Here is a 14,677-nt window from a genome sequence, read left to right as displayed (position 1 = left end):
CGATCGTCCTCAATTCCGGAGGTGGCAGCATGGGTGAGCAGGCGCAGGACGTGCGGGAACAGGTGCGGGAGCGCTATGCGGCGGCCGCGGTGCGAGCGAGCACGCGAGCGGTCGCATCGTGCTGTGGTGGCGAATGCTCCAGCGAGATGCCCGACCTGACCGGCGGCTGGTACGACGAGGCGGAGCGCTCGTCTCTGCCGGAGGAGGCGGTGCTGGCCAGTCTCGGCTGTGGCAATCCACTGGCCGTGGCTGAGCTGCGCGAGGGCGAGACAGTGCTCGATCTGGGCTCCGGAGGCGGCATCGACGTGCTGCTGTCGGCGAAGCGGGTCGGCCCGGCGGGCAAGGTGTACGGGCTGGACATGACCGAGGAGATGCTCGCGCTCGCGCAGGCCAACGCCGACAAGGCCGGGGCGACCAACGTCGACTTCCTCAAGGGCCACATCGAGGCGATCCCGCTCCCGGCGGACCGGGTGGATGTGATCATCTCCAACTGCGTGATCAATCTGTCGGTCGACAAGCCCGCGGTGTTCGCCGAGATGTTCCGCGTGCTCAAGCCTGGCGGACGGCTCGGCATCTCCGACGTCGTCGCCGAGGACCAGCTGACCGCCGCCGAGCGGGCCGAGCGCGGCGAATACACCGCCTGCATCGCCGGGGCGCTGTTGTTCGCGGAGTACCGGGCGGGCTTGGCCGCGGCCGGATTCACCGGGATCGAGATCACGCCGACACACGAGGCCGCCGAGAACATGCACTCCGCGATCGTCCGCGCGACCAAGCCCCACGAGGCGGCCGCGAGGAGGGAGCTGCCGCTGGTCACGAGTTCCGCCGAGGGCGGGTGCTGCGGCTGAGACCGGCCTCAGCCCCGCGGTGTCACGCTGGGGCGGGAAGGGACGGGCGATGTGCGCCCGGGCGCTTGATGCCGCCGCGGCGCCGTTCGTGAACTACCTGGGCTCATGCGGCGGCGGCCTGCTCGGGCCGCGATGGATGGGCTGGTGGTTCGACCGCGCCGCCGAAGCCGGTCTGGTGCGCGGCATGCACTACCCGGTCCGTCGGAATCTGTTCTTCGCGCCCCGGATGACCCCGGCCGACGTGAGCAGCCGCCGGGCCACGTAGGCCGCGTCGCGGCCCACGCCGCGGATCGTGGCCGAGGAGAAGCTGCGCTGCCATTCCAGGCCGACGAACCCGAGCCCGGGATGCGTGGTGGACAGACCCCGGTGCTGCCGGGGCGCCCCGGCCGGGTCCAGGACGCCGAGTTTGTCCAGATAGGACAGTCCGGGGCGGAACCCGGTCGCCAGGATGATGGTGTCCACCTGCTCGCGCGAACCGTCCGCCCACGTCACCGTGTCGCCCTCGATGGCGGTGAACATGCGCCGCTGGCCGGGCTTGCCGGCCTCGATCGCGGCCCGGTAGCCACCGGCGTCGAGGACGAGCATGCTCGGCTTGGTGCGCAGCCAGGGCCCGATGGGCAGAACGTCGAACCCGGTGACGGTGAACCAGAAGTGCACATCCCGGCCCAGCGGTTTCTGCGTGGCGTAGCGGATCGGCTTGCGTGTGGCGAGCGTGACGTGGGAGTGCGGCACGAGGTCGACGGCGATCTGCACGGCGGAGTTGGCCGCGCCGACCACTACCACGCGCTGCCCGGCGAACGGGCTGGGCTCGCGGTATTCGCTGGAGTGCAGGACGGTGCCGGCGAACTCGTCGAGCCCGGGCAGCGCGGGCCGGTACGGGGAGCTGAACGCGCCGGTCGCGGCGACGACGATCGGCGCGGAGAACTCGGCGCCGGAGTCGGTCGACACGACGAACTCGCCGCCGGGCCGGGTCACCGCGGTGACCCGGTGACCGGTGCGGATGTCCGCGTCCAGCACGGCGGCGTAGCGGCGGAGGTAGCCGATCACCTCGTCGCGGTGCGGGTAGCGGCGGGGGTCGCCGGGGAAGGCCAGCCCAGGCAGGGAGCTGTAGCGGGCCGGGGAGAACAGGTGGAGGCTGTCGTAGTAGTGCGGCCAGGACCCGGCCGGCTCGTCCCCGGCCTCCAGCAGGACGGGCTCGAGCCCGCGGGCCTTGAGAGCGTGGACCGAGGCGAGACCGGCCTGGCCGCCGCCGATCACCACGGCATCAGGCATGGCAGGAAACCCTTTCACCGCAACGAGCCGAGCGACGCGCGGCCGTCACCGGTCCGTCGAGGGGGCGGACAGCGAAATCAGCTCCGGCTCGGCCGCGCCGCAGCACCCGCCGGCCGAGGCGTCGGCAGCGGGTTCGTCGAACAGGCCTGCCCCGCCGCACACCCCGGTCTCGGCCAGCACCAGCTCCACCCGTCCGGCTGCCTCGTGGTCCCCGGCCAGTGCGGCGGCGATCGAGCGGACCTGCTCGTAGCCGGTCATGGCGAGGAACGTCGGGGCGCGACCGTAGCTCTTCATCCCGGCCAGGTAGACGTTCGGCTCGGGGTGCGCGAGTTCCTTCGCGCCGTGTGGGTAGACGGTGCCGCAGGAGTGCACGTTCGGGTCGATCAACGGCGCGAGCGCGACCGGCGCCTGCAGCGTGGCATCCAGCTCCAGCCTCACCTCGGACAGCCAGGACAGGTCCGGCCGGAACCCGGTCACCACCACGACCTCGTCCACGCCCTCCACGGTTCGCCCGTCGGGTGAGCGCAGCACCAGGCGGCCCTGCTCGTCGCGATCCACCGCCTCGGTGCGGAACCCCGCGACCACCTGCACCAGCCCGGCGTCCACGGCCTCCTTGGCGCGCAGGCCGAGCGCGCCGCGGGCGGGCAGCTGGTCGGCCTCGCCGCCACCGAAGGTGTTGCCCATTGAGCCGCGGCGCAGGATCCAGCTGATCCGCGTGCTCTCCTCGCGGGCCAGGTCGGTCAGCGCGACCAGCGCCGTCAAGGCGGAGTGTCCGCTGCCCGCGACCGCGACGTGCTTGCCGGCGAACCGGACGCGCACGGCCGGGTCCTGCAGATCCGGCACCTGGTAGGTGATGCGGTCGGCGGCGGCCCGCTCGCCCAGGGCCGGCAGGCCGTCGCCGCCCAGCGGGTTCGGGTTGGTCCACGTCCCGGAGGCGTCGACCACCGCCCGTGCGGTGATCAGCTCCTCGTGCCCGTCGGCGTGGCGGACGTGCACGGTCAGCGGCTCGGTGTCGCGCCCGTGGTCGACCACCCGGTCCCGGCCACGGCGGGCCACCCCCACCACCTCGGCGCCGAACCGGACACGCTCGCCCAGCGTGGCGGCCAACGGGGCCAGGTAACGCGCGATCCACTCCTGTCCCGTCGGATAACCCTCGGCCGCGGGGCGTTCCCAGCCGGTGGCCTCCAACAGGCGGCCGGCCGCCGGGTCCACCAGCTCCGACCACTGCGAGAACAAGCGCACGTGGTTCCACTGCGCCACCGACGCCCCCGCTTGCGGACCACGCTCCAGCACCAGCGGCTCCAGACCCCGCTCCAGCATCTCGGCGGCCGCCGCCAGGCCGGTCGGCCCGGCCCCCACCACCACGACGGGCAGCTCGCTCATCCCGACCCCTTTCATCGATCCAGCTCGATTGAGCACCGTTGCGAGAGACTGTATCGACGAGCGTCGATCAATGCAACCATCGATTCGGGTCGATACACTCGGGGCATGACCACGACTGCCGTGCCCCGGGCCCAGGTCCTGCCGGACGGGGAAGCCGCCACCTACGCCGACTGGTTCGCCTGCCTGGCCGAACCGACCCGGGTGCGGCTGCTGCACGCGGTGGCCACCGCACCCGGCGGGATCACCGTCGGCGCGCTGACCGAGCTGCTCGGGATCAGCCAGTCCACCTGCTCCCACCACGTGCGCAAACTCGCCGACGTCGGGTTCGTGCAGGTCCGCAAGGAGGGCACCGCCACCATCGTGACCGTGAACGCGGCCTGCTGCGCCGGCCTGCCGCACGCCGCCGACGCGGTCATGGGGCTGCTCGCGCCGCGCCCGTGCTGCCCGGAAGACGTGCCCGCCGACGTCACCGTCCGGGCCCTGCGCGACGAGGACTGGGCCGCGGTCCGCCGCATCTACGGCGAGGGCATGGACACCGGTGTCGCGACTTTCGAGACCGCCGTCTCCAGCCGCGCCACCCTCGACGCGAAATGGATCGCGGGGCAGCGGTGGGTCGCCGAGATCGACGGCACCGTGGTCGGCTGGGCCGCCGCCACCCCGGTGTCCACTCGCGAGTGCTACTCCGGCGTGGCCGAAACCTCGATCTACGTCGCGGACGGCCACCGCGGCCGGGGTGTCGGCAAGGCGCTCATCCGCCGGCAGGTCATCGCCCTCGACGAGGCCGGCTACTGGACCCTGCAAACCTCCATTTTCACGGAGAACCGCGCCAGCCTCGCCCTGCACCACTCGGCCGGCTACCGCACCATCGGCATCCGCGAACGCATCGCCCAACGCAACGGCACCTGGCACGACACCGTCCTCCTCGAACGCCGCAACAACATCAGCTGAAAAATGCCCCAGAAGGAGCGGCCGAACGAGCGCATGGCTCGGGAGATCGCGCTGAGACGTTGCGTGTCCCTGTGAGCTGTCACGACGACAACACGCAAGGCTCGATGGTGGACGCGCTGATCCACTACCCGGACGGCAGCCGCTCGTCCTCGACACGGATCGCGGCCGTTCTGGGCCGGGCTCGCCGCCGGCGCCGCGGCAATAAACCCCAGACACTGTCCTAAGTTCAGGTACGGCGGTCGTGGTTTTGCACGCTTTGAGGTCCTGTATGAGCGCATCGGTGTAAGCGCACGTCGGGCCGTAGCCATGCCCGGCGTTGCTGCGCCGGAGATCCGCAGCGTGCGGATCTTCCCGGACGGGTCCGCGTCACCGCGCCGGCGCCGGGGTGACGGAACTGCCCTCGCGCTTGGTGATCTCGGCTCGCACGAGCGGTGCGACCTCGGCGCCGAGCAGTTCGATGGCCCGCATGAGGTCTCGGCGGGCGACCGTGCCGACGGCTAGTTGCAGCATGGTTCGTTGGTGGCCGAGCACCTCGTGGTGGTTCGGCAGCTTCTCGGCGACCTGTTGCGGGGTGCCGACGGCGTAGGTACTGCCGGGGCCGCTCTTTGTGGCGACCTGCGCCGCGGTGACGCCCTGGATCCCCTTGGCGGCGCCGACGACGTTGAACAGCTCGGCGTCGGCGGGGAAGTAGATTTCGGCGGCGCGCTGGGAGGTGCCAGCGACGAAGCCGTGCAGGGTCATCGCCACCGCCGCGATGGCACCCGGCGCCGACACCCTCGCCGTCGCCGGCCACACCGGCACCAGCGTCTTCGCCGCACCTGGACGTGAGATCATCCTCCCGGTCGCCGAAGAGGCTGCCGCCGGCACCCTGACCCTCGAGATCGACACCGTCTTGCCCCTGACGGAAGCGGCCGACAACCTTGCGATTCGCTGACGCGCCAGGAGTTCGTCGGCATCGACATCTCCGTCGACAGCCTGGCCGAATGCGAGCGCCAGGTGAAGCAGGTGTGTGACACCCCGTTCCGCGGGGTCGAGATCGACGTCGCCGACCCCGAAGCCGTGCTGCGGCAGATCACCGAGCCTTGCGACATCTTCCTGTGCCTGTACCTGTTCGAAGTACTGCCTACGCCCGAGTACGACGAGCGCGTGCTGCGGCTGGCCCACCAGATGCTCGCCCCCGGCGGGCTCGCCCTCATCCAGATCAAGTACGACGACGGCCGCGCCAGCAAACCCCGCCGCCGCGCCTACACCTCCGGCATCTCCCAGGTGACCACGTATCCGATCGGCGGCTTCTGGCAACTTGCCGAACGGTGCGGCTTCACTCCCGAAGGCATCGAACTGGTGCCGGAAAACGAACTCGACACACGCTAAGCCTACTTCTTCCTGTCCAAATGAGCGGTTCTCCGCCGCCGTGCGACCCGGTGTCGCGCGCGGCGGAGACGGGCTCAGGCGGCGGTGCTCAGCAGCGGGTCCAGCACGTCCCGCAGGGTGACCACACCCAGCAACTGCCCTTGCTCCTCGACCAGAGCCAGGTGGGTGCGGGTCTCCGCATCGTGCCTTCACGTCAGACCCGCTGCGGGAGGACAATCACAGCGTTGAGTCCAGCGGGAGGCACCGTATGGCCAGGTCGTTCCTTGAGGCCGCCGTGATCGTCCTCGCTGTGTTCGTGTTGGCGGCCATCTTCATCTGGGCGGTGGCCAACCTGTAGGGGCGCTTCACCGCGCTGTGGATGCGTGGGGGACTGCAGTAAACGCCGCCACGGACAGTGCCAACAGTGGCGACCGGCTAGTCGGAGGTACGCGGCGTTGTCGATGAGGTCGAGGTCGGTCAAGCGAGGGCGGTGCGGGACGGCGGCAGCGAGCGTTGGAGCGCGACCGGCAGTTCAGTGGGCTTCCTCGGCTGCGATCTCCGTCCTGGCGAGCTCGCGCAGCTCGTCGGCGGTGTGCCGCTGGAGCATGTCCCTCGGCGCCACGATCTCCCGTATCCAGACGAAGCCGGACTCGTCCGGGTAGGCGACCGTCGACCGGACCGGCTCGCCCGAGTAGCGGCGGAGAAGATCAGCCTCGCCCTTGGGTCACCTTGGCCATCGCCGGGTCGAAGGTCGTGCGGTGGTAGCACGCAGCGGTGAGGTACTGACCGGCGCTGTTGCGCAGCGGGCCCAGTCCTGCCCGGTTCTTGCGGATCTGCCGAGAATTCGGCCAGTACGGCCTGCCTTCGGCGAGGAAGAAGTCGAAGTCGACCGCTCGGCGCCCGGCCTGCATGGTGTCCCACGGCACGCGAATCCGCACGACATGACGGACCCCGCGGGCGATCTCGCGGCCGGGGAACCAGCCCATCGCTCCATCGTCGAAGCGCCATAACAGCTTCTCGTGTGCTGTCGCCTGGGCCGAACTGTCGATGCCGAGTTTGAAGCCGGGCTCAGGGTGCCGGAGATCGGGCCCGTGCAGGCTGATCTTGATCGCGTCCAAGCTGCGTTGCTTGAGGTAGAACGAGGTGCCTGCTGCCCACCAGCGGTAGGTGTAGCTGCAGACTGGCGCCGAGGTGCTGTACGCCGCGACGCAGATGGCTTCCTCAACCCTGCCCATGCCGGAATGCTAGCTGGCCGGTGCGACGGATTTGATCGATTTCGAGTTCGGCATGCACTTCGGTGGGGGTGGGATGTGGGGGACGGGGTCCTGGTTCCGGCCACCCGGGCGCAAGGCATGAGCGGCGGCGCGGAGGATTGTGGCGCGGGGCAGGGCGAACGGCGTGTGGAGGCCAGCAGGCCGAGGGCGCTGATCGCGATCGACATGCCGTAGTTCTGTCGGCTCACCGAGATGTCCCGGCGGCCGAGGTCACGCAGGTCGAGCAGCGCGCGGAGGTCGTTCGCGGCCAGGGCGACGTCCGCGGTCTCCACGGCGACGTCGGTGCAGGGCACGCCCATCGTGATGCCGATGTCGGCGAGCGCAAGGGCGGGCGCGTCGTTGGTGCCGTCGCCGACCTCGCCCGCGGCTTGAACGCGGCCCCTGGCGTTGCCGGGCAAGCCCGGCGTACGGTCGTGAAATACAGAGAGACGACCACGCCTGCCTCGCCCGGGGTGAGTGACGCACTGGGCCGACCCGGTGAACCCCATGATCACGAGGTGGCACCATGTGCCCCGCCCGCAAACTCAACGGACCTACGACCTCCGAACTACTCCTGCGGCGCCGCGCTCACATCCCCGAACTCACCGCTCTACGGCATGCCCTGACCCGCTGGAACCTCGCCCGCGGCCTGCCGCCGCGACTCACCCCCTATGTCGAGCTCGCCGCGTAGGAGGCGCTGGCCAATGTGTACCTGCACGCCTACCCCGCCGGCGCCACCGGGGATGTCGAACTACGCGCCCAGCACCCTCCCGGCACCCTCTGGGTCGACATCAGCGACGAAGGGGACTGGCAGCCACCCCGCGCTGACTGTGGTCCGTGGCGCGGCCGTGGCTTGGTTCTGATCAACCAGCTCGCCGGCCAGACCGCCATCGCCTCCACCGCGTCCGGCACCACCGTCTCGTTGACCTGAGAGTTCACGCAGCAGTAGCCGTCGTGGGGCGCGCGCTCTCCGTACGTTTCGGCCTTCCCGGCACCCGCCGCGGCGCCGTCGGCAAGGTCGGCCGGGCGGTGGGCGTGAGTCGGTGTCGCGGCGGTAGCGCGACTCTCAGGTGGGTGGGAGTTGCGCGTGGGGGGCGGCCTGGTCGAGGTCGGCGGAACGGAGGCGGAAGACCTGCAGGGTCAGCCCGAAGTACTTGCTGGTCTCGCCGACCCAGTGCATGCCGTTGCGGCGGACGGTGGCGGCGGCCCTGGTGTTGCCGGGCCGGACCACGGCGAACAGTTCGTCGATGTCGTGGCGGAAGGCCCACTCGGCGAGGGCGTGGGTGGCTTCGGTGGCGTATCCGTGTCCCCAAGCGTCGGGGTGGAGTTGCCAGCCGATCTCGAGGTCTTCGTTGCCGGGCGGGAGGGGCAGCAGGATCGCCCCGCCGATGACCTGGTTGTCGCTGCGCCGCTGGATGGCCCAGCGCCCGGCCGGCAGGGCGGCACGGGTGTTTTCGGCGATCCATTGCTGCAGCAGCAGGCGCATGGCCGCCAGATCGGGAACCTTGTCCATGACGGGGCTGAGCCAGCGCGCTACCGCCGCGTTGCCGAACACGGCCAGCGCCGCGGGTGCGTCCGAGACGCGCCAGCCTCGCAGGATCAGCCGCGGGGTGACGAGCGGCGGCCGGAGTTCGGCCTGCGGAGCCTGAACACTGCTGACCGTGGTCATCGGGTGCCGCCGCCGTCGGCTTCCCATCGCTGGGTCGCGGAATCCGGGAACTCCGCGTCGGCGTCCGGACCCGGGGCGAGAAGCGCATCGGGGCTTTGGTCGTTGTCCCGCTGCGCAGCCCTCATCAGAACGTCGTGCGCGTCTGCCGTGGCCATGTCGGGCGGCAGGGTGAGCAGGGTCAGGCGTTGCCGGCCCTGACCGGCCACGGTCACCGTGTGGGGAGGCTGTGAACGGAACCCCTCCAGCCGGATGGTGCGGCCCTCGATGACGAGGCGGCGGGGAACGGAGGTCCACGTGGCCAGGTTGTAGGTGACCCGCTCGATGGTTCCTGGCCGGATCGCCAGGACAGCCAGTAGCGGCGGCAGTTCGGCGGCGAGGTCGCGGGACCGTGGCCACCAGGCGCCGTCGACGTAGCCGGCGACGGACCCCTTCGGCTTCAGGCGCAGACGCAGCGTGTGGTGCGACGGCTCGGCGGCCGCCGGGGGTGGGACGAGTGTGGTCGGGCTCGACATGATGCCGATGCTCCCGTCTCCGGTCGTGACACGACCGGGAATTCCGCCGAGGACGACGCGGGCTTGGCCACTCGCGTACGAGATGTTCTCGACAATTCCTATTCTACACCGATTCGGAATCCCACCGGCGAACAACGTTTGGGCCGACGGCCGCAGGTTATGCCTCCCGGAGGCCGAGCTCGCCGGGCGGGCCGGAATCACACCGGCGACCAGACTTCGAAGGAGTTCATGAGATGACAACTCCGGCTACTCAGAACGCGTCCCCGAACGCGCCGGGCGGAGGCCAGGCCGGCGCGAGCCAGCTGGTCACCGAGCAAGGGACGACCACCATCGCCGACACGGTCGTGCAGAAGATCGCGGGTCTGGCGGCCAGTGAGATCGCCGGGGTGTACGCCCTCGGTGGTGGTGCCGCGCGGGCTTTCGGCGCCCTCCGCGAACGGATCCCCGGAGCTTCGGCCAGCGCGGCGCAAGGCGTGTCGGTCGAGGTGGGGGAGCGGCAGACGGCCGTGGACCTCGAACTGGTCGTGGAGTACGGCGTCTCGATCGTCGATCTCGCCCGCGCGGCCCGGCGCAACGTGATCCTCGCGATCGAGCGCATGACAGGGCTGGAGGTCGTCGAGGTCAACATCGCCGTCAACGACGTGCATCTCCCCGATGAGGAGGCCGACACCGAGGGCGGACAGACGACCAGGTTGCAATGACTTCCGAGCTCGACGCCGACCTGATCGCTGCCGCGGTCCGGGCGGTGCCCGCCGTGGCCGACCTGGACAGCGGGCGGTTCGGCGACGTGGCGACGTATCTGCCTGGACGCCGGGTGGCGGGCGTGCGCATCCGGCCGGAGGAGATCACCGTCGGCGTGGTCAGCCGGTATCCGGCCACTGTCACCGAGGTCGCCGCCGCCGTCCGGGCGGCGGTCGGGAAGGTCGACCGTCCGGTGCGGGTGGCGGTCATGGACATCGTGCTGCCGGTGACCGCGCCGGCAGCGTTCGGCCGAGTCGCAGTAAAGGAAGAACTCTCATGAACTTCACCGTTCTCGGGCTGTTGTCCGGCATCGTGCTGGGCCTCGCGGGCGCGTTCGGCGGTTTCAGCGCCTTCCTCATCGTGCTCGTCCTCGGCGCGCTGGGCCTGCTGGTCGGCCGGGTCGCCGACGGCAAGCTCGATCTGTCCCAGCTCACCGGTCGCGGCCGCCGCTGACCATGTCGGTACTGGATTCGCGCGCCGGAACCGGCCAGGACGAGCAGGAGATGAGCGAACGCGGCCGCACCGACATCGCCACTCGTGCGGTCGAGCGCCTGGCCGCGTACGCAGCAACGGAGATCGAGAGCGTCGGCGGCTCGGCTCGCCAGGTGCTCGGTGTCACCGTCGGCGCCGAGGACCAGGACCGTGCCGCCGCCGTGCAGGCGAAGGTGGACGGCGCTACCGCCGAACTGGACGTCCGTCTGTCGATCGCCTACCCGAAACCGGTTGCCGCGACCTGTGAAGAGGTCCGGTCCCATCTCGTGCGGCGGGTCGGCGAGCTGACGGGGCTGGCCGTGTCGCGGGTCGACATCACCGTGACCGCCCTGCACGGCGCGGCCACCGCGGGGAGGGTCCGGTGATCCGCCGTCCCCGCCGCAGCCTGCCTGCCGGCCTGAGCGCCGTGGCGCTCCTCGCGGCGTGCGTGCTGGTCACGACGTCCGCGATCCAGATGATCGTGGGTCAGCCGCCGATCCTCAGCTACGACGCGGTGGCCGACGCGCTGAACAGGACGCGATGGGACAGCCCGGGCGCCGCGATCGCCGGTGGGGTGGCCTCGGCGCTCGGGCTGGTGTTGCTGCTGGCGGCGGTCCTGCCGGGCTCGGCGACGGTCGTTCCGCTCGACGACGACGGCGACGGGCTCGATGCCGGCGCCTCGCGCCGGCGGTTGCGCACCACACTGAGTGCGGCGGCCGCCGGGGTCGACGGCGTGAGCCGGGCCAGGCTCGCCGTGCGCCGCCACCGCGTGACGGCGAAGGTGCGTACCGACCGCGCGAGCGGCGAGGGCCTGGCCGACGCGGTGTACGCGGCGCTCGAACGACGGATCGCGGAGATCTCACTCGCGGCCCGACCGGCGCTGCGCGTCCGGGTACGCAGCACACGGAGCCAGAAATGAGCGCCCACAACCCGCCGGCGCGGCTCAACCGTGGCCTGCTCACATTGCTCGGGCTGATCTTGTTCGCGGCCGGCGGACTCACCCTGGCCACCCATTTCGGCTGGCCGGGCTTGTTCGACCCGGCAAGTACCGTCGTCCCCGGCAGGGGGCGCCCCCCTACCTGGGCGCTCTACATCGTCGCCGCGGTCGCCGTCCTTCTCGGGCTCCTGTGTCTGCGGTGGCTCACGGCGCAACTGATCCGCAAGCCACGCCGCGGCATCTGGCGCCTGGAAAGCGACCCGGACCGGGGCCGCACCGAACTGGCCACGACCACCGCGGTCGAGCCTTTCGCCGACGAGATCGAAACGTACCCCGGGGTGCGGGCCGCCGAAGCCTCCCTCACCGGGGCGCAGCACAACGCCACCCTCACCGTGGTCATCCACACCGAACAACAGGCATCCCTCCCCGCCATCCGGCACCGGGTGCGCACCGAGGCGCTGCCCCGGCTGCGTCAGGCGCTCGATCTGCAGGCACTACCCACCGCGGTCGAATTCCGCTTCACCGGCAAACCGACGTCGACGGTCCAGTGATTTCCGCGGACGGCGCCGAGGCGTCCACGGACGAGGCGTGGCTGGGCCACGCGCGGGTATCCCTGGCAGGCAGGAGACGGGCGGCGTGCGCGAGGAGAGCTGTGCGATGAGGGTGGGAATCCTGGACATCCTGGCTCCGCCGGCGCGGGGACCGGCGGAGGTGGGCTACCGCCTGTTGATGACCAAGCAGTTCGCCGGCATCACCCCGCAAGCCATCTCGGTGTGGTGCCGCAGGCAGGGGCACGAGACGTTCTACGCCACTTACTACGGTCTGGGCGACCCGCACCGGCTGCTGCCCGGGGACTTGGACGTGGTGTTCATCGCCTGCTACACGCAGGTCAGCCACCTCGCCTACGCACTGGCCAAGCTGTATCGCCAGGCCGGTGTGCGCACGGTGATCGGCGGCCCGCACGCCAAGGCGTTCCCGGCCGACTGCCAGCGTTTCTTCGACCTGGTCGTCGGCGAGTGCGACGCCGAACTGGTCTCCGGCATCCTCGCCGGCCACTACGAGCCGGGCAGCCGGATCTCCGCGGCCCGCCCGTTCGACGACGTGCCGACCGTGGCCGAGCGGATGCCGGAGATCCGCAAGTCGGCGTTCTTCTGGGGCCGCAAACCGTTGCTGCTATCCGCCGTGCCCATGCTGGCCAGCATGGGCTGTCCCTATCACTGCGACTTCTGCATCGACTGGAACACGCGCTACCGCCTGCTGCCTCCCGAGCGGCTGGCCGAAGACCTGCGGTATCTGGCTCGGCACCTACCGGGCACCCTGATCGTGTTCCACGACCCGAACTTCGCGGTGACCTTCGACAAGGTCCTGGACGTACTGGAGGACCAGCCGCCGGGCGCGCGGCCGCCCTACATCATCGAAAGCTCGCTGACCGTGCTCCGCGGGAACCGGCCCAGCCGGCTCAAGGACACCAACTGCGTCATGGTCGCGCCGGGCGTGGAGTCCTGGACCGACTACTCGAACAAAGCCGGCGTGGGCCGGGAGGGTGGCACAGCCAAGGTCGACCACGTGGCCGAGCACTTCACGCGGCTCGCGGAGAACGTGCCCTACCTGCAGGCGAACTTCATGTTCGGGCTCGACACGGACCAGGGCGACGAGCCGGTCGAGCTGACCAAGCGGTTCATGGACCGCACTCCGTTCGTCTGGCCCACGATCAACATCCCGGTGCCGTTCGGCGGCACCCCGTTGCACGACCAGCTCACCGCCGACGAACGCATCCTGACCACGATGCCGTTCAACTTCTACTACGCGCCCTACCTGGTGACCACCCTGCGCCACTACGACCCGGTCACCTACTACACCAAGCTCACCGAGCTGTACGCCCACGCCGCCTCGCCCGCCATGCTGCGCCGCCGGATGCGCTCGACGTCCCACCGCCTCATCCGCTACGTCCACCGTGCGCGTACCGCGGCCTTCCGCGGCGACATCGCCAGCTTCCACCGGATCCTGGGCATGCTGCGCGACGACCCCCGGTTCCTGGCCTTCCACGAAGGACGCACCACCAGACTGCCCGACTACTACCAGCACCTGGGCGATCGCATGCTCGGCCGCTACGCCGAACTGCTGTCGCCGGCCGACCGGGTACCCGACCTCACGCAGACGCTCGTGCCCGGCAAGGGATGACGAAGCCTGCGGCAACGATGACGCGATGGCCAGGCCGCCGCTGGCACGCGTAGACTAGAGACATCCGGCGATGACGACACCGCAACCTGTAGTGCCAGCCCACACCGGGACTACAGACGAGGCACGTCATGTCGAACCTCTTGGACCGCGCGCGGCGGGCCCGCGCCCGCTACGGCACAGACACACCCCTTCCTCAGCCCGAGAAGCACGGCGCGGCGCCACCAGCACCGGTGGTCGACAGCCCGGCACCGCAAGCCGCCACCGGTGAACCCGCACCCGCACCCCGGCCGCGGAAGACTCGCGTGGCGCGGACCAGGATCAGCGGCACCTGGGTCGCGGTGATCATCGCCGTACTCGTGCTGGTCGTCCTGCTGATCTTCATCCTGCAGAACCCCACCCGTACCGAGCTGACCTTCCTCGGCGCCACCGGGACCTTGCCCGTCGGGGTGGCCATGCTCCTCGCCGCCATCGCCGGAGCCCTGCTGATCGCCCTGATCGGTTCCGCCCGCATCCTCCAGCTCCGGCACGCGGCGCACCGACGTCACCGGTGACCGCGACCGCAGGAGGCGGGGAGCATGGGTGAGGCGGCAACTGCGCGCGATCCGGGGAATGACAACCGCTAGGTCACGCCACCAAGGTCGTAGGCACACGCCTGAATCCCCAGCGTACGCGTCGACCGCACGCCGTATGACCTCCGCTCGGTGCTCCTCGCGGACAGCCTTGACAAGCCGCCGCGCCCGAGTCGTGCCAATCCCGAGCCGCACACGGAGCGTGTCCGCCGAGATCGGCTTCCGGTGAGCAGCCCGGTGCGCTGCGTCTTCTCACCGTGCTCGCGCCAAGAGCGCCTCTGGTGTCCTAGCGACGATTGCTCGCTCGTCACCGTGCTGTGGGAGGTCCTCATCGAGTTCGGGCTCCGCTTCCGGCGCAACGTCATCCGAGTCCGCTTGGACAGTCGGCTTGGGCTGATCGACCTCGTGCGCGGGCCCGAGGATCGAAAGATCAACCGCGGGAGCGACCAGCGGGGCGACCCAGGCGGGAACGCCGAGCCGGAGCGCGAGATTGAGGACCTTGCCGAAGCCGAACAGAAGGGCGAGGCCGACGACGCCCATGATCAC

At 70.5% G+C, this 14,677-nt stretch carries 21 protein-coding genes; 14 read left to right on the top strand and 7 right to left on the bottom strand.

What is annotated here, in order from left to right; genetic code table 11:
* Positions 1-29 precede the first annotated feature (29 nt).
* Positions 30-845, top strand: a complete 816-nt coding sequence (gene arsM / locus HNR02_RS34780; RefSeq protein WP_179777823.1) for an arsenite methyltransferase — start codon at positions 30-32, stop codon at positions 843-845.
* 189 nt (positions 846-1,034) lie between these two features.
* Here arsM and HNR02_RS34775 read toward each other — a convergent pair whose 3' ends face one another.
* Both HNR02_RS34775 and HNR02_RS34770 read right to left on the bottom strand, forming a co-directional pair.
* A complete protein-coding gene (locus tag HNR02_RS34775) occupies positions 1,035-2,117 on the bottom strand; it encodes a flavin-containing monooxygenase (protein WP_179777822.1) in 1,083 nt (360 codons plus the stop codon).
* Positions 2,118-2,162: 45 nt separating this feature from the next.
* A complete protein-coding gene (locus HNR02_RS34770; protein ID WP_179777821.1) occupies positions 2,163-3,500 on the bottom strand; it encodes an FAD-dependent oxidoreductase in 1,338 nt (445 codons plus the stop codon).
* Between the two features lie 105 nt (positions 3,501-3,605).
* Here HNR02_RS34770 and HNR02_RS34765 point away from each other — a divergent pair, with 105 nt between their 5' ends.
* Positions 3,606-4,448, top strand: coding sequence for a helix-turn-helix domain-containing GNAT family N-acetyltransferase (locus HNR02_RS34765; protein WP_179777820.1), 843 nt, complete (start codon positions 3,606-3,608; stop codon positions 4,446-4,448).
* Between the two features lie 366 nt (positions 4,449-4,814).
* Here HNR02_RS34765 and HNR02_RS34760 read toward each other — a convergent pair whose 3' ends face one another.
* The gene (locus HNR02_RS34760) at positions 4,815-5,195 is read right to left on the bottom strand and encodes a hypothetical protein (RefSeq protein WP_179777819.1); all 381 of its coding nucleotides are present in this window, start codon (positions 5,193-5,195) and stop codon (positions 4,815-4,817) included.
* Positions 5,196-5,202: 7 nt separating this feature from the next.
* Between HNR02_RS34760 and HNR02_RS34755 the strand changes: the two genes are divergently transcribed.
* On the top strand, positions 5,203-5,382 hold the full coding sequence (locus HNR02_RS34755) for a hypothetical protein (protein ID WP_179777818.1): 180 nt from the start codon (positions 5,203-5,205) through the stop codon (positions 5,380-5,382).
* A complete protein-coding gene (locus tag HNR02_RS34750; protein ID WP_179778024.1) occupies positions 5,379-5,819 on the top strand; it encodes a methyltransferase in 441 nt (146 codons plus the stop codon). The genes HNR02_RS34755 and HNR02_RS34750 overlap by 4 nt, the downstream gene beginning before the upstream one ends.
* Before the next feature lie 686 nt (positions 5,820-6,505).
* Here HNR02_RS34750 and HNR02_RS34745 read toward each other — a convergent pair.
* A complete protein-coding gene (locus tag HNR02_RS34745; protein WP_179776128.1) occupies positions 6,506-7,033 on the bottom strand; it encodes a hypothetical protein in 528 nt (175 codons plus the stop codon).
* A gap of 544 nt (positions 7,034-7,577) precedes the next feature.
* Between HNR02_RS34745 and HNR02_RS34735 the strand changes: the two genes are divergently transcribed.
* Together HNR02_RS34735 and HNR02_RS34730 are read left to right on the top strand one after the other, a co-directional pair.
* Positions 7,578-7,742, top strand: coding sequence for a hypothetical protein (locus HNR02_RS34735; RefSeq protein ID WP_179777817.1), 165 nt, complete (start codon positions 7,578-7,580; stop codon positions 7,740-7,742).
* Positions 7,743-7,748: 6 nt separating this feature from the next.
* Positions 7,749-7,982 (top strand): ATP-binding protein, encoded by a 234-nt coding sequence (locus tag HNR02_RS34730; protein ID WP_281377532.1) that lies wholly within the window; start codon positions 7,749-7,751, stop codon positions 7,980-7,982.
* Between the two features lie 135 nt (positions 7,983-8,117).
* Here the strand turns inward: HNR02_RS34730 and HNR02_RS34725 are convergent, their stop codons facing one another.
* On the bottom strand, positions 8,118-8,720 hold the full coding sequence (locus HNR02_RS34725) for a GNAT family N-acetyltransferase (RefSeq protein ID WP_179777815.1): 603 nt from the start codon (positions 8,718-8,720) through the stop codon (positions 8,118-8,120).
* Positions 8,717-9,232, bottom strand: coding sequence for a DUF5994 family protein (locus HNR02_RS34720; RefSeq protein ID WP_179777814.1), 516 nt, complete (start codon positions 9,230-9,232; stop codon positions 8,717-8,719). Before HNR02_RS34720 ends, HNR02_RS34725 begins: the two co-directional genes overlap by 4 nt.
* A 233-nt stretch (positions 9,233-9,465) precedes the next feature.
* Here HNR02_RS34720 and HNR02_RS34715 point away from each other — a divergent pair, with 233 nt between their 5' ends.
* The 8 genes from HNR02_RS34715 to HNR02_RS35190 all read left to right on the top strand — a co-directional run bounded on the left by HNR02_RS34715 (position 9,466) and on the right by HNR02_RS35190 (position 14,113).
* The gene (locus tag HNR02_RS34715; RefSeq protein ID WP_179777813.1) at positions 9,466-9,933 is read left to right on the top strand and encodes an Asp23/Gls24 family envelope stress response protein; all 468 of its coding nucleotides are present in this window, start codon (positions 9,466-9,468) and stop codon (positions 9,931-9,933) included.
* Entirely contained in the window at positions 9,930-10,253 is a 324-nt protein-coding gene (locus HNR02_RS34710; protein WP_179777812.1) for a hypothetical protein, read from the top strand. The genes HNR02_RS34715 and HNR02_RS34710 overlap by 4 nt, the downstream gene beginning before the upstream one ends.
* Positions 10,250-10,426, top strand: a complete 177-nt coding sequence (locus tag HNR02_RS34705; protein WP_179777811.1) for a hypothetical protein — start codon at positions 10,250-10,252, stop codon at positions 10,424-10,426. Before HNR02_RS34710 ends, HNR02_RS34705 begins: the two co-directional genes overlap by 4 nt.
* Before the next feature lie 2 nt (positions 10,427-10,428).
* Positions 10,429-10,830, top strand: a complete 402-nt coding sequence (locus tag HNR02_RS34700) for an Asp23/Gls24 family envelope stress response protein (RefSeq protein WP_179777810.1) — start codon at positions 10,429-10,431, stop codon at positions 10,828-10,830.
* Positions 10,827-11,363, top strand: coding sequence for a DUF6286 domain-containing protein (locus HNR02_RS34695; RefSeq protein ID WP_179777809.1), 537 nt, complete (start codon positions 10,827-10,829; stop codon positions 11,361-11,363). The genes HNR02_RS34700 and HNR02_RS34695 overlap by 4 nt, the downstream gene beginning before the upstream one ends.
* Positions 11,360-11,932 carry an alkaline shock response membrane anchor protein AmaP gene (locus tag HNR02_RS34690; protein ID WP_179777808.1) on the top strand — a complete coding sequence of 191 codons (573 nt, stop codon included), beginning with the start codon at positions 11,360-11,362 and terminating at the stop codon, positions 11,930-11,932. The genes HNR02_RS34695 and HNR02_RS34690 overlap by 4 nt, the downstream gene beginning before the upstream one ends.
* Before the next feature lie 106 nt (positions 11,933-12,038).
* The gene (locus tag HNR02_RS34685) at positions 12,039-13,562 is read left to right on the top strand and encodes a B12-binding domain-containing radical SAM protein (RefSeq protein ID WP_179777807.1); all 1,524 of its coding nucleotides are present in this window, start codon (positions 12,039-12,041) and stop codon (positions 13,560-13,562) included.
* A gap of 128 nt (positions 13,563-13,690) precedes the next feature.
* Entirely contained in the window at positions 13,691-14,113 is a 423-nt protein-coding gene (locus tag HNR02_RS35190; RefSeq protein ID WP_218914375.1) for a lipopolysaccharide assembly protein LapA domain-containing protein, read from the top strand.
* A gap of 270 nt (positions 14,114-14,383) precedes the next feature.
* Here the strand turns inward: HNR02_RS35190 and HNR02_RS35960 are convergent, their stop codons facing one another.
* On the bottom strand, positions 14,384-14,677 hold the full coding sequence (locus tag HNR02_RS35960) for a hypothetical protein (protein ID WP_246339353.1): 294 nt from the start codon (positions 14,675-14,677) through the stop codon (positions 14,384-14,386).

It is taken from the genome of Amycolatopsis endophytica (genome assembly GCF_013410405.1).
Taxonomy (GTDB): Bacteria; Actinomycetota; Actinomycetes; order Mycobacteriales; family Pseudonocardiaceae; genus Amycolatopsis_E; species Amycolatopsis_E endophytica.
Note: the sequence above shows the minus strand (reverse complement) of the source record. Positions and strands in the feature narration are given on the sequence as shown.

Bases quoted from the DNA above. Each gene is read 5' to 3' on its own strand.
- HNR02_RS34700 (WP_179777810.1), top strand. From the start codon at position 10,429: ATGTCGGTACTGGATTCGCGCGCCGGAACCGGCCAGGACGAGCAGGAG.
- HNR02_RS34720 (WP_179777814.1), bottom strand. From the start codon at position 9,232: ATGTCGAGCCCGACCACACTCGTCCCACCCCCGGCGGCCGCCGAGCCG.
- HNR02_RS34765 (WP_179777820.1), top strand. From the start codon at position 3,606: ATGACCACGACTGCCGTGCCCCGGGCCCAGGTCCTGCCGGACGGGGAA.
- HNR02_RS34775 (WP_179777822.1), bottom strand. From the start codon at position 2,117: ATGCCTGATGCCGTGGTGATCGGCGGCGGCCAGGCCGGTCTCGCCTCG.
- HNR02_RS34725 (WP_179777815.1), bottom strand. From the start codon at position 8,720: ATGACCACGGTCAGCAGTGTTCAGGCTCCGCAGGCCGAACTCCGGCCG.
- HNR02_RS34685 (WP_179777807.1), top strand. From the start codon at position 12,039: ATGAGGGTGGGAATCCTGGACATCCTGGCTCCGCCGGCGCGGGGACCG.
- arsM (WP_179777823.1), top strand. From the start codon at position 30: ATGGGTGAGCAGGCGCAGGACGTGCGGGAACAGGTGCGGGAGCGCTAT.
- HNR02_RS34690 (WP_179777808.1), top strand. From the start codon at position 11,360: ATGAGCGCCCACAACCCGCCGGCGCGGCTCAACCGTGGCCTGCTCACA.
- HNR02_RS34755 (WP_179777818.1), top strand. From the start codon at position 5,203: ATGGCACCCGGCGCCGACACCCTCGCCGTCGCCGGCCACACCGGCACC.
- HNR02_RS34715 (WP_179777813.1), top strand. From the start codon at position 9,466: ATGACAACTCCGGCTACTCAGAACGCGTCCCCGAACGCGCCGGGCGGA.
- HNR02_RS34770 (WP_179777821.1), bottom strand. From the start codon at position 3,500: ATGAGCGAGCTGCCCGTCGTGGTGGTGGGGGCCGGGCCGACCGGCCTG.
- HNR02_RS34705 (WP_179777811.1), top strand. From the start codon at position 10,250: ATGAACTTCACCGTTCTCGGGCTGTTGTCCGGCATCGTGCTGGGCCTC.
- HNR02_RS35190 (WP_218914375.1), top strand. From the start codon at position 13,691: ATGTCGAACCTCTTGGACCGCGCGCGGCGGGCCCGCGCCCGCTACGGC.
- HNR02_RS34745 (WP_179776128.1), bottom strand. From the start codon at position 7,033: ATGGGCAGGGTTGAGGAAGCCATCTGCGTCGCGGCGTACAGCACCTCG.
- HNR02_RS34710 (WP_179777812.1), top strand. From the start codon at position 9,930: ATGACTTCCGAGCTCGACGCCGACCTGATCGCTGCCGCGGTCCGGGCG.
- HNR02_RS34735 (WP_179777817.1), top strand. From the start codon at position 7,578: ATGTGCCCCGCCCGCAAACTCAACGGACCTACGACCTCCGAACTACTC.